Raw genomic sequence first — 26,740 nt, forward strand, 5'->3', positions numbered from 1 at the left:
ATTCGCTTAATTTTTTTGTGAACTTATTTATTGTCGTGGGAGAGAGTACAGACATGGCGTTTTCAAAAGTTTCGTTTTTCGTTGCACTATCAACTGTAATGTTTTTAGGGGGATGTTCAACAACACGGTTTGATGGTAATGACGATGGTAACGCATTAGAAGTTTTTTATCCATCTCAACAAATGACAATATTAGAAGCGTCTGATCTGTCGTCTACTTCTTCGTCGATATCTGAAGATGCAAACGCTCCGATGTATGAAAAAGGAGATTCTCAGAGCGATGGACGAATGGCTAGTCTCGAATTGCCAAGTAATGCCACTGATTTATTTCCTGCAAGTGTTGCTGGGGTATGGAATCTTTCTATGGGAGGAAAAGTTTGCCGGATTGCAACTCCACAAACAAAGTTTGGACAAGGGTACCGTGCTGGTCCTTTACACTGTCCAGGAATTGCTTCCCAAGTGAGATCGTGGGCTGTTAAAGGAAAAAGATTATATTTTTATAATAACTCTGGACGTGTTATCCTCGTTCTTTATTCTTCAAATGTTGATCGTTTTGAGGGACGTACACTTGATGATCATCCCGTTATTTTAAGTCGTTAAATCATTTTTGATCGTTTATGATAAACTAAACTAGACGGACAGATTCTTGAAAAGTATTTGTATTTTTCATTGAGATCGGTTTGAAAAAGGTTTTTTGGATGATTCTCGTTTCAACACGTTATAAGGAGCTCGTCGCTAAAGGAGAGGTTTGTTTTGATCCCGCTCAATTAGCTATAACAGAATATTTTGATCATTTATTAAAAAAAATTGCGGAACAAAATATCTCTCATCCTTTGCCTTGGATATTTTGCTCTTTCTTTAACAGAATATTTAAAAGGAAAAAACAAAATATTTCTTGCGTTGTAAAACAAGGAGATGAAACAGGTTTTTTTCAGGGACTGTATATTTATGGTGAAGTAGGACGGGGCAAAACCATGCTGATGGATTTGTTCTTTTCTTGTTTGCCTAAAGGTCATAAAAAGCGTGCCCATTTTAATGATTTTATGGCTGATGTGCATGAGCGTATTAATTCTTATCGTCAAGCATCTGGGTGTACAAAATTTAAACAAGATAATCCTATTTTAGCTGTTGCTGAAGATCTTGTACGAGAAGCAAAAGTACTTTGTTTTGATGAGTTTAGTGTAACGGATATTGCTGATGCTATGGTATTGGGGCGGCTTATTTCTGCTCTGTTTGATAAAGGAATTTTCTTTATTGCGACTTCAAATGTGGCGCCGGATAACCTTTATTGTAACGGTTTGAATCGTGAGCTCTTTTTGCCTTTTATTCAAGTTTTGAAAGCATATGTTCGTGTTGTTAATCTTGATGCAAAAACAGATTATCGCCTTGAAAAATCAAATCTACAACAGATGTATGTATCGCCGTTGGGGGTCCAAGCAAATGAATATATGGATCAAGCATGGGCACTTGTATTGCAAGGACATAAGGAGATGTCTGATGAGCTTTCTATAAAAGGGCGCTTTATTCCTATTCCGCGCTTTGGTGCAGGATGTGCTCGTTTTGATTATGGGGATTTATGTGCAAAGCCTTTGGCCGCGGCTGAATATTTGTTATTAGGAGAGCATTATCATACGATTTTTATTGATAATGTACCGGTCATGGATGATACATGTCGCAATGAAACAAAACGGTTTATTTTGCTTATTGATATTCTTTATGAGCGGCATATACGGTTGTTTATGTCGGCAGCCGCAGGGATAGGGGATTTGTATAAAGGGCATGCGCAGATTACGGAAACATTTGAATTTCAAAGAACACAATCACGTCTTTTCGAAATGCAAAGCTACGATTATTTAAAACTTTGGGAAGAACATTTTCTTTTGAAGAAGAAGCATTGATTATACTTTTACCTTTACGTAAACTGTCAAAACAATAACTTTTTGAAATTAAAGAAATATAATAATTCTGTTGTATTTTTTTTAAATTCACTTTATCGATACATCGTGATAATTTTCTAATAGTTGTTTCAGCGGAGGGTTGTTGTTTCTGTAAGGAGATAAATTTGTAAATTTCATTTCTTTACTCCTTTTTATGATATTGTTTGAATATGGTTGAAGTCAAAATATTCAGTATACGGACGTTGATTGGGTGTGCGCTGAATTATCTAAAAGTTAGGAAAAAATAAAATGGCACGGAAAAAAATAGCTCTCATTGGTTCAGGTATGATTGGTGGTACTTTAGCACATATTATTGGGCTTAAAGAGCTTGCTGATGTGGTCTTATTTGATATTACAGAAGGTGTGCCACAAGGTAAGGCTCTAGATATAGCCGAATCTTCTCCCGTTGATGGTTTTGATATCAGTCTAAAAGGTGCTAATGCTTATGAAGCAATTGAAGGTGCTGATGTTGTTATTGTAACAGCAGGCGTTGCGCGAAAACCTGGTATGAGCCGTGATGAACTTTTGGGCATTAATTTAAAGGTTATGGAACAAGTTGGAGCTGGAATTAAAAAATACGCTTCTTCAGCGTTTGTTATTTGTATTACCAATCCCCTTGATGCGATGGTGTGGGCATTGCAGAAATTTTCAGGTCTCCCTACACATAAAGTGGTTGGGATGGCTGGTGTTCTTGATTCAGCGCGTTTTCGTCATTTCTTATCTGAGGAATTTAAGGTCTCTATTAAAGATGTGACAGCGTTTGTTTTAGGGGGCCACGGTGATACAATGGTTCCTCTCGTGCGTTATTCAACGGTTGGTGGTATTTCTTTGCCTGATCTTGTAAAGATGGGCTGGACAACACAGGAAAGAATTGATCAAATTATCCAGCGTACCCGTGATGGCGGTGCAGAAATTGTTGGTTTGTTAAAAACAGGTTCTGCTTATTATGCACCAGCAGCTTCTGCTGTTTCTATGGCTGAGGCTTATCTAAAGGACACTAAGCGTGTTGTGCCTGTTGCAGCTTATCTTTCAGGAGAATATGGGGTTAATGATACCTACGTTGGTGTTCCTGTTGTACTTGGTGCAGGTGGTGTTGAACGAGTCATTGAAATTGATCTTGATAAGGAAGAAAGAGGTGCTTTTGATCATTCAGTAAATGCGGTTAAAAAGCTTTGTGAAGCTTGTATTGCTCTTGTACCTAGTCTCAAGTAAATTGAACAAGGTTTAATTCATTAAAATAAGTATAGAATATTAAAACTTTAGGATTAATAAGATCCATAAAAGAAAAGGACAAATGCATGAATATCCATGAGTATCAGGCCAAACGTCTGCTTCATGAATATGGAGCACCAATTGCAAATGGTGTTGCTGTTTATTCTGTAGAGCAAGCTGAAAAATGGGCGGAAAAATTGCCCGGACCTCTCTATGTGGTTAAAAGTCAGATACACGCTGGTGGTCGTGGTAAGGGTAAGTTTAAAGAACTTGGTCCTGATGCAAAGGGTGGTGTTCGGCTTGCACAATCTGTTGAAGAAGTTGTTGCAAATGTTCAAGAAATGCTTGGAAAAACTTTGGTAACCAAACAAACTGGTCCAGAGGGTAAGCAGGTCAACCGCCTTTATATTGAAGATGGTGCCGATATTGAACGGGAGCTTTATCTTTCACTTTTGGTTGATCGTAGCGTTGGTCGAATTGCTTTTGTTGTTTCAACAGAAGGTGGAATGGATATTGAAACGGTTGCTGAAGAGACACCAGAAAAAATATTCACGCTTCCCATTGATGCTGTAGAGGGTGTTACTTCTGCTGATTGTGCAAGACTTTGTGATGCGTTGAAACTACAAAGTAGTGCGCGAGAAGATGGTGAAAAGCTTTTTCCGATTTTCTATAAGGCATTTTGTGAAAAAGATATGAGCCTTTTAGAAATCAATCCGCTTATTGTGATGAAAGATGGTCACTTGCGTGTTCTTGATGCGAAAGTTTCTTTTGATAATAATGCTCTGTTTCGTCATCCAGATATTTTAGAATTGCGCGATCTTTCAGAGGAAGATCCAAAGGAAATAGAAGCATCAAAGCATGATCTTGCTTATGTTGCTCTTGAGGGTACGATTGGTTGCATGGTTAATGGTGCTGGGCTTGCTATGGCAACAATGGATATCATTAAGCTTTATGGAGCAGAGCCAGCGAATTTTTTGGATGTTGGTGGTGGAGCATCAAAAGAAAAGGTGACAGCTGCTTTTAAGATTATTACGGCCGATCCAAATGTTAAGGGCATTTTGGTTAACATTTTTGGTGGTATTATGCGTTGTGATGTCATTGCTGAAGGTGTGGTTGCTGCTGTTCGTGAGGTTGGTTTAAAGGTTCCCTTGGTTGTTCGTCTTGAAGGTACTAATGTTGAGCAAGGTAAAGCAATTATCAATGAGAGTGGTTTGAATGTTATTCCTGCTGATGATTTAGATGATGCTGCCCAAAAAATTGTTGCAGCCGTGAAGGGAGCTTAAGCTATGTCAATTCTTGTGAATAAAGAGACAAAAGTTCTAGTTCAAGGGCTTACAGGAAAAACAGGAACATTTCATACAGAACAGGCGCTTGCTTATCATGGTACGCAAATGGTTGGTGGCGTTAATCCTAAAAAGGGTGGAGAAACATGGGAAGGTTCAAAAGGCGAAACTCTTCCTATTTTCGCTAATGTTGCAGAAGCAAAAGAAAAAACAGGCGCGGATGCTTCCGTTATTTATGTTCCTCCTGCAGGGGCTGCGGCAGCTATTATAGAGGCTATTGAAGCTGAAATTTGTTTAATTATCTGTATTACGGAAGGTATTCCCGTTATGGATATGGTTAAAGTGAAGGCGCGATTAGAAAACTCAAAGTCTCGTCTTATTGGTCCTAATTGTCCCGGTATTCTTACACCAAATGAATGTAAAATTGGTATTATGCCTGGTTCTATTTTTAGAAAAGGTTCTGTTGGGGTTGTCTCGAGGTCGGGAACTTTAACTTATGAAGCCGTTTTTCAAACGAGTCAGGAAGGTCTCGGACAAACGACTGCTATAGGGATTGGTGGCGATCCTGTTAAGGGCACTGAATTTATTGATGTGTTGGAAATGTTTTTAGCGGATGATGAAACCGAGTCTATTGTTATGATTGGTGAGATTGGTGGTTCTGCTGAAGAAGAAGCAGCACAGTTTTTGCAAGATGAAGCAAGAAAAGGTCGTAAAAAGCCAGTTATTGGCTTTATTGCTGGCCGTACGGCTCCTCCAGGACGTACAATGGGACATGCTGGTGCTGTTATTTCTGGTGGTAAAGGTGGAGCAGAAGATAAAATTGCGGCAATGGAATCAGCTGGGATTCGTGTGTCTTCTTCGCCATCACAGATAGGTAAGACTTTGATGTCAGTTTTGAAAGGCTAAAAGAAAGTTTCACCTGAATAAGAAAAGGTTCTTAGATTCAGGTGAAAAAACTTGAGTATAAAAAGGTAAAACTTTTTTGAATGTTCAAATTACTGCTTGTTTGTAAGCATTTAAAGGTCAAAAGAGATATAAGGAGACGGAATAGATGTTCCGGAGAGGTATATGGCAAGGCAGGACGAAATAAATAGCCTTTTTGCACAGACATCATTTCTTTATGGTGGGAATGCGGATTATATAGATCAACTTTATGCTCAATATGAAAAAGATCCTACCAGTGTTGATTCACAGTGGCGTGCTTTTTTTGAAGGACTTCATGATAATAAAGAAGATGTTCTTAAAAATGCTGAAGGAGCAACATGGCAGCGTGATCATTGGCCATTAAAAGCAGAGGGTGAATTGGTTTCTGCTCTTGATGGTGATTGGTCTTCTCTTGAAAAATATCTTGGCGATAAATTAAAGGAAAAAGCAATAACAGGTGCTGCACAAAAGGGAAAAACTTCCAGTAAACAAGATATTATTCGTGCAACACGTGATTCCGTTCATGCAATTATGATGATTCGTGCGTTTCGAGAACGGGGACATCTTCATGCGCAGCTTGACCCTCTTCAATTGGCCGAAAAACAAGAAGATTATAAGGAACTTTCTCCAGAAGCTTATGGTTTTACTCCAGCTGATTACGAGCGTCCCATTTTTATTGATAATGTTTTAGGGTTGGAATATGCAACTATTCCGCAAATGCTTGAGATTCTCAATCGTACCTATTGTTCAACAATCGGTGTGGAATATATGCATGTTTCTGATCCGATTCAGAAAGTATGGCTTCAAGAACGTATTGAAGGGCGAGATAAAAAAAATTCTTTCACACAACAAGACAAGAAAGCTATTCTGAATAAGCTTATTCAGGCGGAGGGATTCGAACAGTTTTTAGACACTAAATATAAAGGTACAAAGCGTTTTGGACTCGATGGTGGTGAGGCGCTGATTCCCGCTCTTGAACAGATTATCAAATGTGGTAGTGCTTTGGGGGTGCAGGAAGTTATTTTAGGAATGGCACATCGTGGTCGTTTAAATGTTCTTTCACAAGTTCTTGCCAAACCGCATAGAGCTATTTTTCATGAATTCAAAGGGGGATCTTATAAGCCTGATGATGTGGAGGGATCCGGTGATGTTAAATATCATTTGGGAACTACCGCTGATCTGGACTTTGATGGTAAAAAAGTTCACTTATCGCTGTTGGCTAATCCATCTCATCTTGAGATTGTTGATCCGGTTGTTATGGGGAAAGCACGTGCTAAACAAGATCAACTTATGGGACCTGCGCATACTGATTTACTCCCATTAAGTGAGCGTTCAAAAGTGATGCCATTGCTTATTCATGGTGATGCCGCTTTTGCAGGACAAGGCGTTATCCAAGAAACTTTTGGTCTTTCAGGTCTTAAAGGTTATCGTGTTGCAGGTTCACTTCATGTTATTATCAATAATCAGATTGGGTTTACAACATCTCCACGTTTTTCACGTTCTTCGCCTTACCCATCAGATGTTGCAAAAATGATTGACGCACCAATTTTCCATGTGAATGGTGATGATCCTGAGGCTGTTGTTTTTGTTGCCAAAATAGCAACAGAGTTTCGTCAAATTTTCCATAAACCGGTGGTTATTGATATGTTTTGTTATCGCCGTTATGGACATAATGAAGGTGATGAACCTTCCTTTACACAGCCGCTTATGTATAAAGCAATTCGTAATCATAAAACAACTCTTCAACTCTATAGTGATCAATTGGTAGCAGAAGGAATGATTACTTCGGAAGAGATTGAGCAACAAAAAAAATTATGGCGCGATAAACTTGAAGGTGAACTTGAAGCAAGTGCTTCTTATAAACCTAATAAGGCTGATTGGCTTGATGGGAGCTGGACGGGACTCAAAGCTTTTAGTAGTTCTGATGAGCAGCATTCTAGAACAACCGGTGTTGAATTAAAAACTTTAAAGGAAATTGGTCAGAAAATTGTTGAAATTCCGGCGAATTTTCACGTTCACAAAACCATTCAACGTTTTTTAAATAATCGTGCTAAAATTTTTGAAACCGGTGAGGGGGTTGATTGGGCAACCGCTGAAGCTTTAGCTTTTGGTTCACTTTGTTTGGAAGGAGCGCCGGTTCGTCTTTCAGGTGAAGATGTTGAACGTGGAACTTTTTCACAACGTCATTCAGTTCTTTATGATCAAGAGAATGAAGCGCGTTATATTCCTTTGAATCATTTACAAAAAGGGCAAGCGCTTTATGACGTTGTTAATTCTATGCTTTCTGAAGAAGCTGTTCTTGGTTTTGAATATGGATATTCTCTTGCTGAACCACGAGGGTTAACACTTTGGGAAGCACAATTTGGTGATTTCTCTAATGGTGCACAGGTCATTTTTGATCAATTTATTTCATCCGCAGAGCGTAAGTGGCTTCGTATGTCTGGTCTTGTGTGTTTATTGCCTCATGGTTTTGAAGGGCAAGGGCCGGAGCATTCTTCTGCACGTTTAGAACGGTTTCTTCAACTTTGTGCGGAAGATAATATGCAGGTTGCTAATTGTACAACCCCTGCAAATTATTTTCATATTTTGCGTCGACAAATTAAGCGTGATTTCCGGAAGCCATTGATTTTGATGACACCGAAATCACTTTTACGTCATAAGCGAGCTGTTTCTCTTCTCAATGAAATGGGGACAGAAACAAGTTTCTGTCGTGTGTTGCTTGATGATGCAGAATGTCTCAAAGATTCTGTCATTAAGTTGCAAAAAGATAATAAGATTCGCCGTGTCGTTCTTTGTACTGGTAAGGTTTATTACGACCTTTATGAAGAACGTGAAAAAAAGGGTATCGATGATGTTTACCTCCTTCGTATTGAACAGCTTTATCCTTTCCCTGCAAAAGTTTTGGTGAATGTGTTGTCGCGCTTTTTGCAGGCGGAAGTTTTTTGGTGCCAAGAGGAACCAAAAAACATGGGGGCTTGGTCATTTATTGAGCCTTATTTGGAATGGGTTTTGACGCATATTAATGCGCAATATTCACGTGCTCGTTATGCAGGTCGTCCTGCGAGTGCGTCACCGGCCTCTGGGTTAATGGTGAAACACCTTGAACAACTGGCTGCGTTTCTTAAAGACGCGTTAGGTTCTTAATTTATTACTACTCTGATGTATGGAAAAATATTATGACTACTGAAATTCGTGTTCCTACTTTGGGCGAATCGGTTACCGAAGCAACGGTTGGTAAATGGTTTAAAAAACTTGGCGAAGCTGTCGCTATGGATGAGCCTTTGGTTGAATTAGAAACTGATAAGGTAACCGTTGAAGTTCCTTCTCCTGTTGCTGGAAAATTATCTGAAATCATTGCAAAAGAAGGCGATACGGTTGAAGTAAATGCTCTTTTAGGAGTGGTGAAAGCTGGAGAAGCTGGTGTCTCCCAATCATTTTCACCTTCTGCTACACTTGTTCCAGCGCCTTCATCTGAATCGGAGAAACCTGCTTTGAGTAGTGCAATGCCTCCTTCTCCTTCAGCAGCAAAATTGATGGCTGAAAATAATGTTGCAAAAAGCGATATTTCAGGTTCTGGAAAACGTGGACAAATTCTTAAAGAAGATGTTCTTGGTGGATTAAAACAAAGTACAAATGCCCCTACACCCTCTTCTTCTGCGACGAGTTCTTCGACAACTCCTGTCCAAGAAACACGTGAAGAGCGGGTTCGTATGACGAAATTGCGTCAAACAATTGCTCGCCGTCTTAAAGATGCACAAAATGTAGCAGCAATGTTAACCACATTTAATGAGGTTGATATGTCAGCGGTGATGGATTTGCGCAAGCGTTATAAGGATCTTTTTGAAAAGAAACATGGCGTTAAGCTTGGTTTTATGGGTTTTTTTACCAAGGCTGTTTGTCATGCATTAAAAGAACTTCCTGCTGTTAATGCCGAGATTGATGGGACAGATATTGTTTACAAAAACTATGTCAATGTTGGAATTGCTGTTGGAACGGATAAAGGGCTTGTTGTTCCAGTGGTGCGAGATGCAGATCAAATGTCATTGGCAGAGATTGAAAAAGAGATTGGTCGTTTGGGGCGTCTTGCGCGTGATGGAAAATTAGCCGTTTCTGATATGCAAGGTGGAACTTTTACCATTACCAATGGTGGTGTGTATGGATCGTTGATGTCAACACCGATTTTGAATGCACCACAATCTGGTATTTTGGGAATGCACGCGATTAAAGAGCGAGCAATGGTTGTTGAGGGCCAAGTTGTGATCCGCCCCATGATGTATTTAGCGCTTTCTTATGATCACCGTATTGTGGATGGGCAAGAGGCTGTAACTTTCCTTGTGCGTGTTAAGGAAAGCTTAGAAGATCCGGAACGCCTTGTTCTTGATTTGTAAAATACAGTTTTCAGGATGAAAGGAGAAACGGATGTCTTATGATGTGGCTGTGATCGGAGCGGGTCCAGGTGGTTATGTAGCAGCAATAAAGGCGGCGCAACTGGGACTTAAAGTAGCAATTATTGAAAAGCGTACAACATTAGGAGGAACATGTCTCAACGTTGGTTGTATTCCTTCTAAAGCGTTGTTGCATGCTTCAGAAGTGTTTGCTGAAACCCAGCATGGTTTTGAAACGCTTGGTATTTCTATTGGTAAATCTAAGCTTAATCTTGAACAAATGATGGTTCATAAGAAAGCTGTGGTGACAGCCAATACCAGTGGTGTTTCTTTTTTGATGAAAAAAAATAAAGTTGATACTTTTTTTGGGACAGCCAAAATTTTGAGTGCGGGTCATGTGGAAGTTGTTGCCAGAGATGGTAATAAACAAACAATTGAAACAAAAAATATTATTATTGCTACCGGTTCAGAGAATTCAGGAATTCCAGGGGTGAATGTTGAAATTGATGAAAAGACTATTGTTTCTTCTACGGGAGCCCTTTCACTTGAAAAAGTACCAGCGCATATGATTGTAGTGGGTGCTGGTGTCATTGGTTCAGAACTTGGATCAGTTTGGAGCCGTTTGGGTGCTAAAGTGACCATTATTGAGTATCTTAATAAAGTTTTGGGCTCAATGGATGGTGAAGTTTCACGGCAATTTCAGAAATTAATGGAAAAACAGGGGATTGAATATAAAACGGGTGCAAAGGTGACAGCTGTTACACAATCTGGCTTAACTGCTCAGGTGAGCTTTGAATCTGTCAAAGGTGGTGAGGCTGAAACTTTAGAGGCTGATGTTGTGCTTATTGCTACTGGACGTTCTCCTTATACAGAGGGGCTTGGCTTACAAGAGGCTGGTGTTCAGTTAGATGAACGCGGATTTATTGCAATTGATGCCCATTGGCAGACGAATGTTCCAGGAATTTATGCAATTGGTGATGTCGTAAAAGGGCCAATGTTAGCACATAAAGCAGAGGAAGAAGGCATTGCTGTGGCAGAGATTTTGGCAGGTCAAAAAGGGCATGTTAATTTTGATGTTATTCCTAGTGTTGTTTATACACAGCCGGAAATTGCGAGTGTAGGAAGAACAGAAGAAGAGCTAAAAACTGCTGGTATTGAATATAATGTTGGCAAATTTCCTTTTATGGCCAATGGTCGTGCACGTGCAATGCAAAAGAGTGATGGGTTCGTTAAAATCCTTTCTGATAAAAAAACAGATAGGGTATTAGGAGGACATATTCTTGGATTTGGTGCTGGTGAAATGATCCATGAAATTGCAGTTTTAATGGAATTTGGTGGTTCATCAGAAGATCTGGGACGTTGTTGCCATGCACATCCTACCTTATCAGAAGCCGTGCGTGAGGCAGCTTTGGCAACATTTGCTAAACCACTTCATATTTAAAAAGCTTTTAAAAAGTACATTTTAAAAGGCACGGGGGGGCAGAAAATATTAGTGAAGCATGCAACAAAAAAAGGAATATAACCAATAGTATTGGAATGTTCCATTTGTTGTATGCTTTTCGATAATTACTTTTTTAGATATCTGTTGTGCAGTTTTGATTGATTATCCTGTTGTGCACTATCGTTTAGAGCAGTGGTGTTTAGTCTATGTAAAGTTTTATATATGGGGTAGTTTTTATACTGTTATAAAATATTTAAGATAGGATTCCGAGCTTATCTGCGTGTTTTGTGTTAAGCAAACATCTCTCAAAATGCTCAAATCTACTTCGCGATGGTGGCTCGTGAATGGTATAACTGTAAAGTTCCTCTTGAAATATATGAAATTCATTCAAACTGTTACAAGACCTATTGTGCACCATCATCTTTATGTTTAGTAAAAGTACACACTGACATTATAATACACTTTTTCAGTTTTCAATATTGCTAAAGCTCTTTATTATTTGAGCGTTTTCATAAGAGAAATTTGTCATTTTTTACTCATACGCTTGCTTTGTTTGTGATGTGCAGACAAAAGATTTTAATTGCTTCAATGTGAGAGAGTTTGTGATTAAGATAATCTTATAGTATTCAGCGTAACGTTATATATGAAGAGGGAAGGGATTGAATATTCTAAAAAATACCGCTCTTCTTTAAAAGAGCAGTATTTTTATATCTTTTGTTTATGACACTATCTTTTTGATGATAAGACAAGTCATACAGTGTGATTAAATTAGTTTTTGCTTCTCTGTTTATCTTGATCATTGCTTGCTATGTCTTAAAAAGATGATATGTCTCTTCTTTAAGGTTGTTAAGAAATCGCAATGTTGCCAAAATATAACGAATAGCTAAAATTTTTTTGAAAACCATAATTACACGAGAATATTAAGTTTGTTTTCATTGAGCAGTTTTGTGATAACTTAAAAAATTAAGCATATGCTTTCTATAAGTATTAAAATTGTAATTTTTTATCCTCTTGTTGTTCTCTTATAAAAGTGGGAAGCCCCATATGATCAAGATATTTAAGGAAAGGGTGGGGTGGTAATTCCTCTACATTGACCATAGTTTTAACATCCCATTCGCCTGTGGCAATAAGAAGGGCTGTTGCGGCTGCTGGTACGCCAGCTGTATAGGAAATGCCTTGTGCTCCAGTTTCATGAAAAGCTTGTTTGTGATCGGCTATGTTATAGATAAAAATTTCTCTCGGGTTTCCATCTTTTTCGCCTTTAATAAGACCCCCAATACAGGTTTTTCCTGTGTAGTTTTGGGCAAGAGAGGAAGGGTCGGGTAAGACGGCCTTTACGACTTTCAAGGGCACAACTTCTTGACCTTCTGCCGTTTTAATTGGTTGTTCGGATAAGAGTCCGAGGTTTTTTAGAACCGTAAAAACAGTGATATAACGATCACTAAATCCCATCCAGAAACGGACATTCTCTACATCAAGATTTTTGGAAAGTGAATGAATTTCATCATGTCCTGTCATATAGGCTTTTTGTTTTCCCACAACGGGAAGATCCCATTCATGGCTGATTTCAAACATTTTATTGGAAGTCCATTTTTTATTTTGCCATGACCATACTTGTCCTGTAAATTCACGGAAGTTAATTTCTGGATCAAAATTTGTAGCAAACCAACGCCCATGATTTCCGGCATTAATATCAATAATATCAATATCTGTGATTTTATCAAAATAATCATCGCGCGCTAATGCAGCATAAGAATTCACTACACCTGGGTCAAAACCTGCTCCTAAAATAGCGGTTATACCAGCTTTTTCACATTCTTGACGTCGAGGCCATTCATAATTGCCATACCAAGGAGGTGTTTCACAAATTTTCAATGGGTCTTCATGAATTGCGGTATCGATATAAGCGCATTTGGTTTCAATACAAGCTGAAAGAACAGACATATTAAGAAAGGCAGAACCAACATTAATGACAATTTCGCATTTGGTCTTTTGGATGAGCTTTATAGTTTCTTCTACATTCATGGCATTGAGCGAATGGCTTTTGAAAACACCCTGTTCTTTCATTGTGTTTTTTTCTTTAATAGAAGCAATGATGGCCTCACATTTTTTGAGTGTTCGTGAAGCAATATGAATTTCACCAAGAATATCGTTGTTTTGAGCGCATTTATGCGCAACAACTTGTGCAACACCTCCGGCACCAATAATGAGAACATTTTTTTTCATTGTAGGTCCATCTCCTTTTTAATACTGTTGTATGACGTTTTTTATGGTTTATCTTTATGAAAGGCTTTCCTGATAGTCGTTATAGCTGAATTGGCGTTGAAGTGTTAATGTACCATCGCACTCTTTGAGAACAATAGCAGGCATTGTAACGCCATTAAACCAGTTTTTCTTGACCATTGTATAACCTGCTGCATCCTGAAAAGACAGTCTATCGCCTATTTTAAGAGGTTTTTGAAATTGAAATGTTCCAAAAATATCGCCGGCAAGACAAGACTTTCCACAAATCATAATTTCGTGTGGACCTTGATTGGGTTCTAATTTGGCATTCTCACGATAAATGAGAAGATCAAGCATATGTGCTTCAATTGAGCTATCAACGATGGCTAGATTCTTTTCATTATACAATGTGTCAAGAACACTGACTTCTAAAGTGGTGCTTTTGGTAATAGCAGCTTCTCCTGGTTCTAGAAAAAGAGTGACACCATGAGTTTTAGAAAATTGTTTTAAGCGTTTTGCGAAAGCTTCTAGAGGATAATTTTCAGCCGTAAAATGGATTCCGCCGCCAAGGCTTATCCAGTCAACAGCAGAAAAAAGTTCTGCAAATTTTTCTTCCATATACCCAAGCATTTGGTTAAAAAGATTAAAGTCAGCATTTTCACAATTGTTATGGATCATCAATCCGTTGATAAGAGGCAGAACTTCTTTGATAGCGCTTTGGTTTGTTTCTCCTAAGCGGCTAAAAGGGCGAGAGGGGTTGGCAAGATCAAAATTTGATGCGCTCATTCCTGGGTTTAACCTTAAACCTCTTTGAATGGTTTTTGTTGCATCAGAAAAGCGTTGAAGCTGTTGGATGGAATTAAAGATGATTTTATCTGCATAACTACAGGCTTCATCAATTTCATCATCTGCCCAAGCCACTGAATAAGCATGGGTTTCTTTGCCAAATTTTTCTCTTCCTAAACGCAGTTCATAAAGGGATGATGATGTGGTTCCATCCATGAACTCAGACATTAAATCAAAAACACTCCATGTGGCAAAACATTTCAAAGCAAGTAAAATTTTAGCTCCGGACATTTCCCGTAAACGAGAAATTGTTTGCATGTTTTTGATGAGTTTCGATTTGTCTATAAGATAGTAGGGGGTTTTTATCATCATTTATTCATTCTTTTTTGTAGGATCTTATTGCCAAGATCAACGTTTAGTACAAAGAGTAACAGAATGTCTCAAGAAAAAAGAATCTTAAGAAAAGAATCTGTTTCTGTCCAGCAAGAGAAAGGCTTTCTGTAATTACTGTTGTTTATTATGTTGAGTTTTTTGTTATGAGTATGAAAAAAAAATTATATTATGCTTTAGCTTTTGTATTTGTTAGCAGTTTTTTCATTATAACAACCACTCTTGTTAATTGGGGGCAAAATAGGAGTGATGCTAAAGCCAAACTGGTTACTCAGACTTCTCTCCAAGATATTTCGGTGCCTTTGATTTTTACGGGGCGTAGAGAACTTAATGGTTTTAAAGGTTATCGTCATTATCGGCGTGGTTATCGTAAATACAGTGATAATTGGTGGTATCCTGAAGTGGCATTTATTACATCACCGCACTTAAGCACAAAAGGCGCATCATTAAAAGTTGTACCAGATGCTAAAAAAGTGTTTTTAACGTCTTCTTCGGAAAAATTAGAAAAAAAAGAGCCATGGATGTTTAAACAACATATTGAATCTTGCCTTGCGCGTTATCGCTCTTATAATAAAAATGATAATAGTTTTCAGCCTTTTCATGGGGGGCGTAGGCAGTGTTTATCACGCTTTTTTAAAGGATAGAAATTAAATAAAATTTTAATTGCTTCTTGTCGTGAGCGTTATTGTTCTTACAATAAAGAGAAGACTTGTGTGGTGCGCAGTATTTTCATGCAAGCATTGTTTTTTTAAAAATTTTAAATGCTTTTAAGTTTTATTAAATCTTATTATCATTAAGTGTGGAATGGGGGTGAGAATATAAGTTTTTGTTTTGTCGATGACAAAATATTAAGGTAAAATGGAGTTTAAAGAATGACAACACGGGAAGCAATGTTGGTATTGCTCGTTTTGCTTCCCTTTGGTGGAAGTGCTGTCATTGGCTTTTTTCGTTCGACAGCAAAAAATAATGAAGCGTGGTTTGCTGGGGTTGTCGCACTTTTCTGTCTTATTTTTGCAATAATGCTTTATCCGGAAGTTCGCGGAAACCACATAGTGCGTTTAGATATTTCTTGGCTTCCAGAATGGGGAAGCGATTTGATTCTCCGCATAGATGGTTTGTCGTGGCTTTTTTGCTTGCTTATTACAGGGATTGGGCTGCTTGTTGTCATTTATTCACGTTATTACATAGATCCAGCGGATTCTGTACCGCGTTTTTTTTCCTTTTTTTTGGCCTTTATGGGATCAATGATAGGAATAGTTTTATCAGGTAATCTCGTCTTTTTGGTTGTTTTCTGGGAACTTACCAGTATTTTTTCTTTTTTGCTGATCGGCTATTGGTACCATAATGCAAGTGCGCGTGAGGGTGCGCGTATGGCTCTAACGATCACAGGTTTTGGCGGCTTTGCTCTTTTTATTGGAGTTTTATTGATTGGGTATACTGTTGGCAGTTTTGATTTGGATAAGGTGCTACAGTCTGGAGATATGATCCGGTCAAGTTCTCTTTATAGTCCTATCCTTATTTGTATTTTATTGGGAGGGTTAACAAAAAGCGCGCAATTTCCCTTTCATTTTTGGCTACCTAACGCGATGGCTGCTCCAACTCCCGTATCGGCTTATTTGCATTCGGCAACAATGGTAAAAGCGGGATTGTTTTTGCTTGTTCGTTTATGGCCTGTGCTCTCTGGAACAGAATCTTGGTTTTGGCTGGTTGGCTTTTCAGGACTCTCAACTCTTCTTCTAGGTGCCTATTTTTCCATGTTTCAGCAAGACTTGAAAGGACTGCTTGCTTACTCGACTATTAGTCATCTTGGATTAATTACAACACTTTTAAGTCTTGGTAGTCCACTTGCATGTGTTGCGGCGATCTTTCATATGGCCAATCATGCTACTTTTAAAGCTTCTTTATTTATGGCTGCTGGCATTATTGATCACGAGACGGGAACACGTGATATGCGTAAACTGTCAGGGCTTTATCGTTCTATGCCTATCACAGCAACTCTTGCTTTAGTTGCGAGTGCAGCGATGGCTGGGGTTCCTTTGTTGAATGGTTTTTTATCGAAAGAGATGTTTTTTGCTGAAGCTGTTGAAACGCATATGGAATCATGGCTCGATTGGATTGCGCCTTATGTGGCAACGCTAGCTAGTCTGTTTAGTGTGACCTATTCTATACGCTTTATTCATGGCGTTTTTTTAGGACCAAAGCCTGACAATTTACCCAAGACTCCCCATGAACCACCGCATTTCATGCGTTTACCAATGGAGCTTTTGGTGTTTATTTGTTTAGCGGTTGGTATTTTTCCTAATTTAACAATAGGACCTATTTTAGATAATGCGGTCGTGTCTGTTTTAGGACCAATGACAATTCCTTATAGTTTGGCTGTTTGGCATGGGTTTAACACTCCATTAGTGATGAGCTTTGTTGCATTATTAGGGGGCGGATTGCTCTATGCTGTTGGGCATCGTTATTTTTTATCCTGTGATGATGGGGCTCCTTTTTTCCGTCACTTAAAAGGACCGCGTATTTTTGAACGCATTCTCGTAATTATTTCTTGGAAATGGGCCCGTGCGGTGGAGTCTGCTTTGTCAACACGCCGTTTGCAGATCCAATTGCATTGGATTTTTTGGGTCTGTTTTGCCTTTGTTGGTCTTTTACTTTGGTGCGATGGTTTCATTCCAGTGGGGACATTACCGCTTTTTCCACTTGATATTCCTTTTCTCGCTCTTTGGCTGGTTGGCGGATTATGTGCGCTTTTAGTTGCTTGGCGAGCAAAGTTTCATCGTCTTGCTTCACTTATGCTTTTAGGGGGAGCTGGTTTGATGACTTGTGCAACCTTTTTATGGCTTTCTGCTCCTGATTTAGCAATAACACAATTGGTTGTTGAGGTTGTTACAGTCGTTTTATTATTGCTTGGTTTACGGTGGTTGCCTAAACGTTTGCATGACCCTGGGCCAGCTGCTGTTCATTTTTGGGTTCGCTTGCGTCGTTTCCGTGATTTCATCATATCCCTTGTAGGAGGTGCTGGTGTAGCATGGCTTTCTTTTGCAGTGATGACACGTCCCCAAGGTACAACGATTTCTGATTTTTTTCTAACGCATGCTTACTCAGATGCTGGTGGTCGCAATGTTGTGAATGTGTTATTGGTTGATTTCCGTGGTTTTGATACCATGGGAGAAATTGTGGTTTTGGGTGTTGTTTCCCTTACTGTTTTTGCACTCTTACGACGTTTTCGTCCTGCGCCTGAGAGTATTGATGCGCCTTTTCAACAACGTATCCAGAAAGCCTTTGATATAGCACAGCCTAATCGAAATGTGGGAGATACAGTATTGAATTATTTAGCTGTTCCTGCTGTTATTATGGGTTGGCTCTTTCCAATTATTATCGCTTTTGCTATTTATTTATTCATGCGAGGGCATGATCTGCCAGGAGGTGGATTTGTCGGTGGTATTACTTTGGCTATAGGATTTATTTTACAATATCTTGCACGCGATATTCGGTGGGTGGAAACGCATTTGAGAGTTTTACCTTTGCGTTGGATAGGCTTTGGTTTATTATTGTCAGTCGTAACGGGGATGGGCTCTTGGTTTTTTGGATATCCTTTTTTAACATCCTTTTTTCGATATATTCATCTTCCGTTAATTGGGAAAGTTCCCATGGCATCTGCTTTTTTGTTTGATTTTGGTGTGCTTTCTCTTGTGTTAGGAGCAACTGTTCTCATTTTAATTGCACTTGCACACCAGTCAATTAGGAGTTACCGAATCGGTAAGAAACCTATTTTAAAAGAGAAGGAAAATTAATGGAAATTGTTCTTTCTTTGGGTATCGGTGTTTTTGTCGGATCAGGTATTTGGCTTGTTTTGCGTCCACGTACTTTTCAAGTCATTCTTGGTTTGTCCTTGATCTCCTATGGTGTTAATCTTTTTATATTTTCAATGAGTAGACCGCGTAGTAATGCTGCTCCAATTGTTGATCCTACCACTGTTATTAATCCAGCTAATTATGTCGATCCTCTTCCACAAGCCTTGGTTTTAACTGCGATTGTGATTGGTTTTGCAACAACAGCTTTATTTTTAGTTATCTTGTTGGTTTCACGTGGTTTAACGGGTTCTGATCACGTTGATGGACGTGAGGTGCAATAATGGAAATAGGAGTGCATCATCTCCTTATTTTGCCTATTCTTTTGCCGTTAATCACTGGAGCACTTCTTCTTTTTTATGATGAACGTCGTGCAAGACTTAAATCATTCATCAGTCTTTCTTCTGCGGGACTGTTGGTCGTTACTGCCATTTTATTGATTATACGTACTCTTGAAATAGCACCGGCTTGCGATGTTTATCGACTTGGTAATTGGCCGTCTTCTTTTGGAATTGTTTTAGTCCTTGATCGCTTAAGCGCTATGATGCTTTTACTTTCCAGCTTGTTGGTGACTAGCGTGTTGGTTTTTGCGCGGGCTCATTGGTACAAAGCTGGTTCTCATTTTCAGTCACTAATGCAATTTTTTATGGTGGGGATAAATGGTGCTTTTTTGACTGGCGATTTATTTAATTTATTTGTGTTTTTTGAAGTTATGTTAACGGCTTCCTATGGGCTTGCTTTGCATGGTTCTGGTCAGACACGCGTGCGCGCAGGATTGCATTATGTTGTGGTTAATCTTGTTGCTTCATTATTTTTTTTAGTTGGTATAGCGCTCATTTATGGAGTCGTTGGTACTCTTAATATGGCCGATTTGGCTGTTAAAATAAAATATATATCTTCTACAGATATTGTTTTGTTCGAAATAGGTGTTGCACTTTTAGGTATTGCTTTTTTGCTTAAAGCGGGTATGTGGCCGCTTAATTTTTGGTTGGTGCCAACTTACAGTGCAGCAGCAGCGCCTGTTGGAGCTTCTTTTGCACTTTTGAGCAAGGTTGGTATTTATATTATTTTACGTTTAACGTTGCTATGGTTTGGTCCTGAAAGTGAATATTTTAACCATTTTGGTCATACGGTTTTGTTTTATGGTGGGCTTGCCACTATGATTGTTGGTTTTATTGGGGTATTGGCGAGCCAAGTTTTGGTGCGTTTGGCAGCTTATAGCGTTCTTGTCTCTTCTGGTACATTGTTGGCTGCGATCGGGATAGGCAATACAGCACTGACAGCAGGCGCACTTTTTTATATTGTTTCTTCAACTTTAGCACTGGGAGCTTTTTTTCTTTTGGTAGAGTTAGTTGAACGCTGTCAAGATGTGGCTGCTAATGTTCTTGCTGTCACAATGGAGGTGTATGGTGACGATGAAGAGGAGGAAGAAGATGAAGTTGGCATCTATTTTCCAGTAACCTTGGCAATTCTTGGAGCTTGTTTTGGTATCTGTGCCATTTTGATTATTGGATTGCCGCCTTTTTCTGGTTTTGTTGCTAAATTTATGATGTTCATGGCAATTTTAAACCACAGTAGAGAGGATTTTTCTGCTTCTCTTCCGGTTTACCAAGATTGGCTTTTTGTAATTTTTGTCACTCTCTCTGGTTTTGCGGCTTTGATTGCATTGACACGAACGGGTATCCGAACTTTTTGGGTTTCTCTTGAAGGGCGTATTCCTCGTGTGCAAGTGATAGAATTTGCGCCTATTGCCGTTCTCCTTGCTTTGTGTTTTCTTATAACAATTGTAGCCAGTCCTGTTAGTCATTATATGTCTGAAACTGCTAAGACTTTGTATGAACCTCAAAACTATATTGGGAGCGTTTTAACGGATTTTTCTCTCGAAAATAGGGAGATAAGTAAATGAATTGTTTTTGTCCTTCCCCTTTTTTCAGTGGTGTCATTGTCCTTATGTGGCTTATTTTAAATGGTTTTAGTTTAGGGCAATTGCTTTTAGGGATTTTAACCGCTTTGTTTTGTGGTTGGATGATACGGCTTCTGGAGCCGGAGAAGGTTGTTATTAAAAGCTGGAGTGCGGTTTTTCGTCTCGTTTTTCGAGTATTTATAGATTCTATATTCTCAAATGTTTCGGTGGCTTGGTTTGTTTTAACAAAAAGGTCTCGAGTGCAGAAATCTGGTTTTATTGTAGTACCTCTTCTGCTTCATAATCGCACTGCTTTGGCTATTTTAGCATGCATCCTTTCGGCAACCCCTGGAACTGCTTGGGTTGCCTATAATAGTAAAAAGGGTGAACTTTTGCTTCATGTCTTAAATTTAAAAAATGGATATGATTACAAACAGTTGATCAAACAACGGTATGAGCAATTGCTTTTGGAGATTTTTTTATGAGTATGGTGATTCTTTATTGGGGGCTTTTCTTTTCACAGTTTTTTTTAAGTTTAGCGGTGATTTTCGCGCTGTTTCGGTTGATTCGTGGTCCACGGGCGCAGGATAGAATTGTTGGTTTGGATGCCCTTTATATAACCACTATTCTTTTGTTTCTTACATTCGATATTCGTTCAGGAACAACCACTTATTTTGTCGCAGCTCTCATTATTGGATTGTTGGGATCTGTCTCAAGCATCGCTTTGGCGAAATTTCTTATGCGGGGGGAGATTATTGAATGAAAGATGATATATCGCTTGTGGTTGCTATTGCTATCACAGTTTTCTTAATATTAGGGTCTGGATTGACATTGATCGCAACGATAGGTTTGGTGCGTTTTTCCAATTTTTATAAGCGTTTGCATATGCTTTCAGTATGTACGAGTTGGGGCGTTGGTAGTATTCTTATTTCTTCATTTCTTTATTCAATATTTGTGGACCATTATTTTGTTTTTCATGAAGTGTTGCTGATGTTTTTTTTGTTTTTAACAGCACCGGTAGCTTCTATGTTGCTTTCACATACAGCAGCTTATCGACATCATTCAGAAAAACAATCAGAAAAACCGCTGGCTCTTTTATTACACCAAACGGAGGAAAAGCTACCCACATCAGAAGGAACATCACGAGATGAGAGCCAGCGCGGTTCTTGAAATGTAAGAATCTTCCTTATTTTGTGCTTTTTTCTTCTACACAGTGGATGGGCTTTTCTTCTTTTGGATCATTAATAAGATCGTAAAATATGGCTTCATTTTTAGTTATCCACCAAATGTATTGTCCACCCACATATTTTCCTCCAGAAGCGGCAATTACATTAGAACCAACGATGCGCTTACCGTTCCATTTTAAATCAACAAGCGCAATATTGCCAGCATTATAATAAGTTGCTTCAACATACTCTTTGCTTGTTCCCATATCGCATTGATAGGAGACGGTCTCTGTTGTTGGTTCTGGATCATCTGGTACTTCAATGACTAAAGAACTTGCTAATGCATTAATTGAACCGAGGAGGAGCACACTTAAAGTAATGAAAAATTGTTTAGTAAAAGAAATTTTTTTCATAATATTTCCCGTGTTATTTAAAATAATAATGTTGACTCATCTTTACAGAGGATAGGTTTTTTTTCTTCTGGATCCTGAGCAAGGTCATAAAGCGTGACTTCTTTGTTCTTCTCCCACCAGATATACTGAGCTCCTGCAAATTTTGCTCCTGTTGCCGCGATGACATTAGCAGCAATGACACGGTCACCATTCCATTTGAAATCAACCAACGAAATATTATCAGCATTAAGATAGACTGCCTCAATGCGCTCTTTACCTGCTCCAGTTTCACACTGATAGGTAATGGTCTCTGTTTTGGGCTCTGGATTGTCTGGTACTTCAATGATTAAAGAACCAGCTAAGCTATTGTTTGAGCTGAAGAGTGATAAACTTAAAGCGGTGAAAAATCCTAAAATGTGTAAAGTTTTTTTCATGATGCTTCCCTATATTCCTAATATTGTGCACAAAGAATAATTTGACTGATACGATGGTGTCTACGGCAGGATTCGAACCTGCGACCCCAGGATTCATACCACTTCGATTTTCACCGCCAGCCTTATCGGCTGTTTGTGGTCTGGACTGTCTCTTCACCTTGAAGCTTTTGCTCTTTAGGTGCTGCCCGTTCAGTCTCTACACCTTTCTCTCATTTGAAAAGAGACTTGGCTCGGGATTGGCATATAGTCGCCCATGAAGCTTTCCCCGAATTTGAGCAGATTCACTTTGAGGATTTCTTCTCAAAGTGCCCAATTTCTTTAGGAATCCTGTGCTCTATCCTACTGAGCTACGCAGACATCATCATGTTAATCTTTAATAGAAGTATAAAAACGAATCAATTATATTCAATATGAATTAACGAATTTCTGTTAATTTTTGTTCCAAAAAGGATAAAACGGCATCTGGTGAAACATTTTTTGCAATAAATGATTGGCCAAGTCCGCGTGTTAAGATGAAAGTCAAATTGTTTTGCGAAACTTTTTTATCTTGGGCAATGAGAGTCATTAAAGTTTCAGCATCTGGTAGACATCCTGGGATATCCTTTAATTGTGTAGGCAATCCTATAGATTTGAAGTGCGCTTCAATGCGTTGTGTAAGCGTGGTGCTTATTAAATTTAATTGAGCAGAGAATTGATGAGCTAGAATCATCCCAATTGCTACACTTTCGCCATGGATTAAACGGTTGGAGTCATAAGCGGTTGCTGTTTCAAGCATGTGTCCAAATGTATGGCCGAGATTTAAGAGTGCGCGCTCTCCTTTCTCATGTTCGTCACGTGCTACAATGGCAGCTTTAAATTGGCATGAGCGAACAATGGCCTCTGTTCGCATAGGGCCATTAGAGAAAATTTTCTGCCCATTTTTTTCAAGCCACTCAAAAAAGTCAGGTTGGTTAATGAGACCGTATTTTACTATTTCTGCGTAGCCAGCGCGAAATTCGCGCGGTGGCAGGGTATCAAGAAGACACGTGTCAGCAATAACGCATTGTGGTTGATAAAAGGCACCAATAAGATTTTTGCCATATTGGCTATTGATTCCCGTTTTTCCACCAACAGAAGAATCAATTTGTGCAAGAAGCGTTGTGGGCATTTGAATGAAGTTCATGCCACGGCGGATTATACTTGCCGCAAATCCTGCTAGATCACCAATGACACCACCGCCAAAAGCAATAACACAGTCGCCTCTTTCTAAACGCGCAGCAAGAATTTGATCGATGACAACTTGCAGGGTTGAAAATGATTTTGATTGTTCTCCTGCTTCTACAATAATAGGGACAGTATGAATTTTATTTTTTGTTAATTCTGCTTGCAATATCTCCAAATGAAGGGAAGCAACATTTGTATCTGTAACAAGTGCCAAGCGCGTTTGATGAGGATCTTTTTTATTAAGAGCATGTTTAATTTGTGAAGCAGCTTGTGTAATCAGACCCGGACCAATGATGATATCGTAACAGTGTTTGTCCAGTTTAACAGTGACGGTTTTGGTTTGCATGCTGGTTATCCCTATTGTTAATTTCTGTGTATAGGTAGTGCTGTACGGATCGTATAACATTTTGTGCTACGGTATGACGGCTTTCTTTATGACTGTTAATTGTTAAGTTTGCCTTTGCATAGATAGGATAACGCTGTTCCATGAGTTTTTGCATGGTTTCTTTAGGATTGGCTGTTTGAAGCAGGGGACGTGTTGGGTGCTTTGAGACACGTTGCATGAGGATATCAAGATCGACTTTTAGCCATATGGATATACCATTTTGGTGAATGGCTTTTCGGATATTTTCATTTATGTAGGCACCACCACCTGTTGCTAAAACAAGGGGACTTTTTTTCATGAGGTTTAGAATAACACGCTGTTCAAGAGCACGAAATTCGGATTCACCATAAATTTCAAAGAGTTCCGTGATTGTCATTTGTGCAGCTTTTTCAATTTCTTGGTCAGAATCATAAAAAGGTAAACGAAGCATGGTGGCGACGCGTTTTCCGATCACTGATTTGCCTGCCCCCATAAGACCAACAAGGACAAGTGCTCTTTTATCAAGGGACGATAAGAGCTGATTCTTTATTTGTGTTATGGGGACGCGTTTTTGTCGATTGCTTTTCATAACTTTATTTCGGCATTTATCCATCTTAAAGTCAATTCCTGTTAATCTTTGTGAGGCATAATACGAGATAGAATATTTTTGGGTAGGTTATTGTCTTATGCCAACATTGACTAGATTTTTGATGATTCTTTTCATTTTGCTTTCTGTTCTTTTCATTATAATGGGTGCTCTTGTGGTTTGGGTTGAACCAGTAACTGTGGATATGTACATTGATGTTCCCTTGGATTCATGGAATCTTTCTACGGAAGCGAATCAATGAAATGAAAAGTGGTGCTGTGATAGATCATTTTCTTGAGATGATGAGTGCGGAGAGAGGGGCTTCGTCTCATACGCTTGCGGCTTATCAGCATGATTTGCAGTGGGCACAAGACGAATTGTCTTCACACTCTGTTTCGCTTTTTTCAGCACAAAAAGAAGATTTAATTACTCTTTTGTCACTTATGCATACTTTTGGTTTTGCGGCATCGTCGCAAGCGCGCCGTTTATCAACTTTGCGTCAGTTTTATCAATTCCTTTATGCTGAAGGGTTGAGAGCAGATGATCCCTCTCATGATATTGATGCACCTCGTCAGAGGCGTCCTTTGCCCAAAATCATGAGTGAAGATGCAGTGATAAAATTGCTTGATTTTGCGGAGTTAGAAGTCAATCAAGCAGACTATGGGTCCAAAGGTTATTTCCGTGCACTGCGTCTTCAGCTATTGATTGAAATGCTTTATGCAACAGGGTTACGTATTAGTGAGTTGGTGAGTCTGCCGGTTCAGTCTGTTCGAAGGAATGAATACAGCGTTTTGGTTCGTGGTAAGGGCAAAAAAGAACGAATGGTGCTGTTATCAAAAAAAGCATGCCAAGTTCTTTCACAGTGGTTAAATTTGCGTGATCAGGGAAAGGACGCTACGAGTTCTTATCTTTTTCCTGCGCATTCCGAGACAGGATATATTGCTCGTCAAGTCGTTGCACGAGAGTTGAAAAATCTCGCTAGAAGAGCAGGGATAGGAAGTGATAGCTTTTCTCCCCATGTGTTGCGTCATGCTTTTGCTAGTCATCTTTTGCAAAATGGTGCTGATTTGCGTGCCGTTCAACATTTGTTAGGTCATTCTGATATTGCTACCACTCAGATTTATACCCATGTGTTGGAAGAGGGACTTTATCGTTTAGTCAATGAGCATCATCCACTTGCCGATGAGCAAAAGGCTCGTTAAAGAAAAGGTGATGTTTTTGAAAAAGACTTTATAAAGCAAATTATAAGTGTATAAGTGACACTGAATGAGTTGACACAAATGTATAATTATCTTGATTTTGAAAAACCAGTTGCTGATCTTGATGGGAAAATTCTTGAATTAAAAAAAATTTCTCAGGAAAAAGGCAGTCTTGATATGAGTGACGAGATTGCTCGTCTTGAAACGCGTTCCCAAACAGCGTTGCGCGATATTTATAAAAAATTATCGCCGTGGCAAAAAACACAAGTCGCTCGTCATCCGGATCGTCCCCATTTTATGGACTATTCTAAACGCCTATTGAGTGATGTTACGCCTTTGGCCGGAGATCGAAAGTTTGCTGAAGATGAGGCTATTCAAGCGGGGTTTGCACGCTTTAAAGGTGAGGCCGTTGCTTATATTGGTCAAGAGAAAGGTCACGATACGCAAACACGTTTGCGCTATAATTTTGGTTCTGCGCGTCCAGAAGGCTATCGTAAAGCTGTACGTATTATGGAAATGGCTGACCGCTTTGGTTTGCCACTCCTCACTTTTATTGATACAGCAGGTGCTTATCCTGGGGTAAGCGCTGAAGAACGTGGGCAAGCGGAAGCAATTGCTCAATCAACAGCTACAACTTTGCGTTTGAAAGTTCCTGTGGTTTCCGTTGTTATTGGAGAAGGCGGTTCTGGAGGGGCGATAGCAATCGCGGCTGCCAACAAAGTTTATATGTTGGAGCACGCAATTTACTCTGTTATTTCACCAGAAGGAGCAGCTTCTATCTTATGGCGTGATCCAGCTCGTGCAAAAGATGCTGCAATGAATATGCGTATTACCGCTCAAGATTTGTATCGCTTAAAGATTATTGATGGCATTATTTCGGAACCTTTAGGGGGAGCGCATCGTGGCAAAGAGATTGTCATTGATGCAACGGGTGATGTTATTTCAGAAGCTTTAAAAGCTATGGCTGGAAAAGATGGTCAAGTGCTTAAACAAGAGCGAAGGGAAAAATACCTTCAAATTGGTCGGTCTCTAACATAGGTTATTTTTTGTGAGGGGTGTTGG

The 26,740-nt window shown here is 39.2% G+C and carries 23 protein-coding genes; 17 read left to right on the top strand and 6 right to left on the bottom strand.

Features of this window, described 5'->3' with window-relative positions; genetic code table 11:
* The first annotated feature begins 53 nt into the window (after window positions 1-53).
* The 8 genes from ACFINM_RS01500 (at window position 54) to lpdA (ending at window position 11,181) form a co-directional block, all read left to right on the top strand.
* Window positions 54-599 carry an AprI/Inh family metalloprotease inhibitor gene (locus tag ACFINM_RS01500; protein ID WP_375620904.1) on the top strand — a complete coding sequence of 182 codons (546 nt, stop codon included), beginning with the start codon at window positions 54-56 and terminating at the stop codon, window positions 597-599.
* Window positions 600-697: 98 nt separating this feature from the next.
* Window positions 698-1,897: a cell division protein ZapE gene (gene zapE, locus ACFINM_RS01505; RefSeq protein WP_375620905.1), complete on the top strand. Its 1,200-nt coding sequence runs from the start codon at window positions 698-700 to the stop codon at window positions 1,895-1,897.
* Window positions 1,898-2,185: 288 nt separating this feature from the next.
* A complete protein-coding gene (gene mdh / locus ACFINM_RS01510; RefSeq protein ID WP_375611328.1) occupies window positions 2,186-3,148 on the top strand; it encodes a malate dehydrogenase in 963 nt (320 codons plus the stop codon).
* Between the two features lie 86 nt (window positions 3,149-3,234).
* On the top strand, window positions 3,235-4,431 hold the full coding sequence (gene sucC, locus ACFINM_RS01515) for an ADP-forming succinate--CoA ligase subunit beta (protein ID WP_375639874.1): 1,197 nt from the start codon (window positions 3,235-3,237) through the stop codon (window positions 4,429-4,431).
* Window positions 4,432-4,434: 3 nt separating this feature from the next.
* Entirely contained in the window at window positions 4,435-5,337 is a 903-nt protein-coding gene (sucD, locus tag ACFINM_RS01520; protein WP_375639879.1) for a succinate--CoA ligase subunit alpha, read from the top strand.
* Window positions 5,338-5,499: 162 nt separating this feature from the next.
* The gene (locus tag ACFINM_RS01525; RefSeq protein WP_375639884.1) at window positions 5,500-8,499 is read left to right on the top strand and encodes a 2-oxoglutarate dehydrogenase E1 component; all 3,000 of its coding nucleotides are present in this window, start codon (window positions 5,500-5,502) and stop codon (window positions 8,497-8,499) included.
* 32 nt (window positions 8,500-8,531) lie between these two features.
* Window positions 8,532-9,743, top strand: coding sequence for a 2-oxoglutarate dehydrogenase complex dihydrolipoyllysine-residue succinyltransferase (gene odhB, locus ACFINM_RS01530; protein ID WP_375622075.1), 1,212 nt, complete (start codon window positions 8,532-8,534; stop codon window positions 9,741-9,743).
* Between the two features lie 31 nt (window positions 9,744-9,774).
* Window positions 9,775-11,181 carry a dihydrolipoyl dehydrogenase gene (lpdA, locus tag ACFINM_RS01535; RefSeq protein WP_375639888.1) on the top strand — a complete coding sequence of 469 codons (1,407 nt, stop codon included), beginning with the start codon at window positions 9,775-9,777 and terminating at the stop codon, window positions 11,179-11,181.
* Window positions 11,182-12,168: 987 nt separating this feature from the next.
* Here lpdA and ACFINM_RS01540 read toward each other — a convergent pair.
* Entirely contained in the window at window positions 12,169-13,407 is a 1,239-nt protein-coding gene (locus tag ACFINM_RS01540; RefSeq protein ID WP_375639892.1) for a saccharopine dehydrogenase NADP-binding domain-containing protein, read from the bottom strand.
* 54 nt (window positions 13,408-13,461) lie between these two features.
* Window positions 13,462-14,559: a carboxynorspermidine decarboxylase gene (locus ACFINM_RS01545; protein ID WP_375640018.1), complete on the bottom strand. Its 1,098-nt coding sequence runs from the start codon at window positions 14,557-14,559 to the stop codon at window positions 13,462-13,464.
* A gap of 167 nt (window positions 14,560-14,726) precedes the next feature.
* Between ACFINM_RS01545 and ACFINM_RS01550 the strand changes: the two genes are divergently transcribed.
* From ACFINM_RS01550 to mnhG, 7 genes are all read left to right on the top strand, one after another.
* Window positions 14,727-15,224: a BA14K family protein gene (locus ACFINM_RS01550; protein WP_375639897.1), complete on the top strand. Its 498-nt coding sequence runs from the start codon at window positions 14,727-14,729 to the stop codon at window positions 15,222-15,224.
* A 228-nt stretch (window positions 15,225-15,452) separates the two neighbouring features.
* A complete protein-coding gene (locus tag ACFINM_RS01555) occupies window positions 15,453-18,374 on the top strand; it encodes a monovalent cation/H+ antiporter subunit A (protein WP_375639901.1) in 2,922 nt (973 codons plus the stop codon).
* Complete coding sequence (locus tag ACFINM_RS01560) at window positions 18,374-18,715, top strand: Na+/H+ antiporter subunit C (protein ID WP_273790150.1); 342 nt, start codon at window positions 18,374-18,376, stop codon at window positions 18,713-18,715. Before ACFINM_RS01555 ends, ACFINM_RS01560 begins: the two co-directional genes overlap by 1 nt.
* Window positions 18,715-20,337, top strand: a complete 1,623-nt coding sequence (locus ACFINM_RS01565; protein ID WP_375620914.1) for a monovalent cation/H+ antiporter subunit D — start codon at window positions 18,715-18,717, stop codon at window positions 20,335-20,337. Before ACFINM_RS01560 ends, ACFINM_RS01565 begins: the two co-directional genes overlap by 1 nt.
* Window positions 20,334-20,819, top strand: coding sequence for a Na+/H+ antiporter subunit E (locus ACFINM_RS01570; protein WP_375611318.1), 486 nt, complete (start codon window positions 20,334-20,336; stop codon window positions 20,817-20,819). Before ACFINM_RS01565 ends, ACFINM_RS01570 begins: the two co-directional genes overlap by 4 nt.
* Window positions 20,816-21,097 carry a K+/H+ antiporter subunit F gene (locus ACFINM_RS01575; RefSeq protein WP_375606068.1) on the top strand — a complete coding sequence of 94 codons (282 nt, stop codon included), beginning with the start codon at window positions 20,816-20,818 and terminating at the stop codon, window positions 21,095-21,097. The genes ACFINM_RS01570 and ACFINM_RS01575 overlap by 4 nt, the downstream gene beginning before the upstream one ends.
* Window positions 21,094-21,504 (top strand): monovalent cation/H(+) antiporter subunit G, encoded by a 411-nt coding sequence (gene mnhG / locus ACFINM_RS01580; protein WP_375611317.1) that lies wholly within the window; start codon window positions 21,094-21,096, stop codon window positions 21,502-21,504. Before ACFINM_RS01575 ends, mnhG begins: the two co-directional genes overlap by 4 nt.
* Window positions 21,505-21,520: 16 nt before the next feature.
* Here mnhG and ACFINM_RS01585 read toward each other — a convergent pair whose 3' ends face one another.
* The 4 genes from ACFINM_RS01585 to ACFINM_RS01600 all read right to left on the bottom strand — a co-directional run bounded on the left by ACFINM_RS01585 (window position 21,521) and on the right by ACFINM_RS01600 (window position 24,482).
* Window positions 21,521-21,913 carry an MliC family protein gene (locus ACFINM_RS01585; protein ID WP_375639905.1) on the bottom strand — a complete coding sequence of 131 codons (393 nt, stop codon included), beginning with the start codon at window positions 21,911-21,913 and terminating at the stop codon, window positions 21,521-21,523.
* 17 nt (window positions 21,914-21,930) lie between these two features.
* Window positions 21,931-22,326, bottom strand: coding sequence for an MliC family protein (locus ACFINM_RS01590; protein WP_375611315.1), 396 nt, complete (start codon window positions 22,324-22,326; stop codon window positions 21,931-21,933).
* 415 nt (window positions 22,327-22,741) lie between these two features.
* Window positions 22,742-23,875 carry a 3-dehydroquinate synthase gene (aroB, locus tag ACFINM_RS01595; RefSeq protein ID WP_375639908.1) on the bottom strand — a complete coding sequence of 378 codons (1,134 nt, stop codon included), beginning with the start codon at window positions 23,873-23,875 and terminating at the stop codon, window positions 22,742-22,744.
* Window positions 23,850-24,482 (bottom strand): shikimate kinase, encoded by a 633-nt coding sequence (locus ACFINM_RS01600; RefSeq protein WP_375606223.1) that lies wholly within the window; start codon window positions 24,480-24,482, stop codon window positions 23,850-23,852. Before ACFINM_RS01600 ends, aroB begins: the two co-directional genes overlap by 26 nt.
* A 260-nt stretch (window positions 24,483-24,742) precedes the next feature.
* Between ACFINM_RS01600 and ACFINM_RS01605 the strand changes: the two genes are divergently transcribed.
* Both ACFINM_RS01605 and ACFINM_RS01610 read left to right on the top strand, forming a co-directional pair.
* Window positions 24,743-25,681: a site-specific tyrosine recombinase XerD gene (locus ACFINM_RS01605; RefSeq protein WP_375611313.1), complete on the top strand. Its 939-nt coding sequence runs from the start codon at window positions 24,743-24,745 to the stop codon at window positions 25,679-25,681.
* 78 nt (window positions 25,682-25,759) lie between these two features.
* A complete protein-coding gene (locus tag ACFINM_RS01610; RefSeq protein ID WP_375611312.1) occupies window positions 25,760-26,716 on the top strand; it encodes an acetyl-CoA carboxylase carboxyltransferase subunit alpha in 957 nt (318 codons plus the stop codon).
* The last annotated feature ends 24 nt before the right edge of the window (window positions 26,717-26,740 follow it).

The organism is Bartonella sp. AA168HLJHH, assembly GCF_042197365.1.
GTDB lineage: Bacteria > Pseudomonadota > Alphaproteobacteria > Rhizobiales > Rhizobiaceae > Bartonella.

Coding starts and splice junctions, on each gene's coding strand:
- ACFINM_RS01575 (WP_375606068.1), top strand. CDS start 20,816: ATGAGTATGGTGATTCTTTATTGGGGGCTTTTCTTTTCACAGTTTTTT.
- sucC (WP_375639874.1), top strand. CDS start 3,235: ATGAATATCCATGAGTATCAGGCCAAACGTCTGCTTCATGAATATGGA.
- zapE (WP_375620905.1), top strand. CDS start 698: ATGATTCTCGTTTCAACACGTTATAAGGAGCTCGTCGCTAAAGGAGAG.
- ACFINM_RS01605 (WP_375611313.1), top strand. CDS start 24,743: ATGAAAAGTGGTGCTGTGATAGATCATTTTCTTGAGATGATGAGTGCG.
- lpdA (WP_375639888.1), top strand. CDS start 9,775: ATGTCTTATGATGTGGCTGTGATCGGAGCGGGTCCAGGTGGTTATGTA.
- ACFINM_RS01525 (WP_375639884.1), top strand. CDS start 5,500: ATGGCAAGGCAGGACGAAATAAATAGCCTTTTTGCACAGACATCATTT.
- ACFINM_RS01585 (WP_375639905.1), bottom strand. CDS start 21,913: ATGAAAAAAATTTCTTTTACTAAACAATTTTTCATTACTTTAAGTGTG.
- odhB (WP_375622075.1), top strand. CDS start 8,532: ATGACTACTGAAATTCGTGTTCCTACTTTGGGCGAATCGGTTACCGAA.
- mdh (WP_375611328.1), top strand. CDS start 2,186: ATGGCACGGAAAAAAATAGCTCTCATTGGTTCAGGTATGATTGGTGGT.
- ACFINM_RS01570 (WP_375611318.1), top strand. CDS start 20,334: ATGAATTGTTTTTGTCCTTCCCCTTTTTTCAGTGGTGTCATTGTCCTT.
- ACFINM_RS01610 (WP_375611312.1), top strand. CDS start 25,760: ATGTATAATTATCTTGATTTTGAAAAACCAGTTGCTGATCTTGATGGG.
- ACFINM_RS01555 (WP_375639901.1), top strand. CDS start 15,453: ATGACAACACGGGAAGCAATGTTGGTATTGCTCGTTTTGCTTCCCTTT.
- ACFINM_RS01590 (WP_375611315.1), bottom strand. CDS start 22,326: ATGAAAAAAACTTTACACATTTTAGGATTTTTCACCGCTTTAAGTTTA.
- ACFINM_RS01560 (WP_273790150.1), top strand. CDS start 18,374: ATGGAAATTGTTCTTTCTTTGGGTATCGGTGTTTTTGTCGGATCAGGT.
- mnhG (WP_375611317.1), top strand. CDS start 21,094: ATGAAAGATGATATATCGCTTGTGGTTGCTATTGCTATCACAGTTTTC.
- ACFINM_RS01540 (WP_375639892.1), bottom strand. CDS start 13,407: ATGAAAAAAAATGTTCTCATTATTGGTGCCGGAGGTGTTGCACAAGTT.
- ACFINM_RS01565 (WP_375620914.1), top strand. CDS start 18,715: ATGGAAATAGGAGTGCATCATCTCCTTATTTTGCCTATTCTTTTGCCG.
- ACFINM_RS01550 (WP_375639897.1), top strand. CDS start 14,727: ATGAGTATGAAAAAAAAATTATATTATGCTTTAGCTTTTGTATTTGTT.
- ACFINM_RS01500 (WP_375620904.1), top strand. CDS start 54: ATGGCGTTTTCAAAAGTTTCGTTTTTCGTTGCACTATCAACTGTAATG.
- sucD (WP_375639879.1), top strand. CDS start 4,435: ATGTCAATTCTTGTGAATAAAGAGACAAAAGTTCTAGTTCAAGGGCTT.
- aroB (WP_375639908.1), bottom strand. CDS start 23,875: ATGCAAACCAAAACCGTCACTGTTAAACTGGACAAACACTGTTACGAT.
- ACFINM_RS01545 (WP_375640018.1), bottom strand. CDS start 14,559: ATGATAAAAACCCCCTACTATCTTATAGACAAATCGAAACTCATCAAA.
- ACFINM_RS01600 (WP_375606223.1), bottom strand. CDS start 24,482: ATGAAAAGCAATCGACAAAAACGCGTCCCCATAACACAAATAAAGAAT.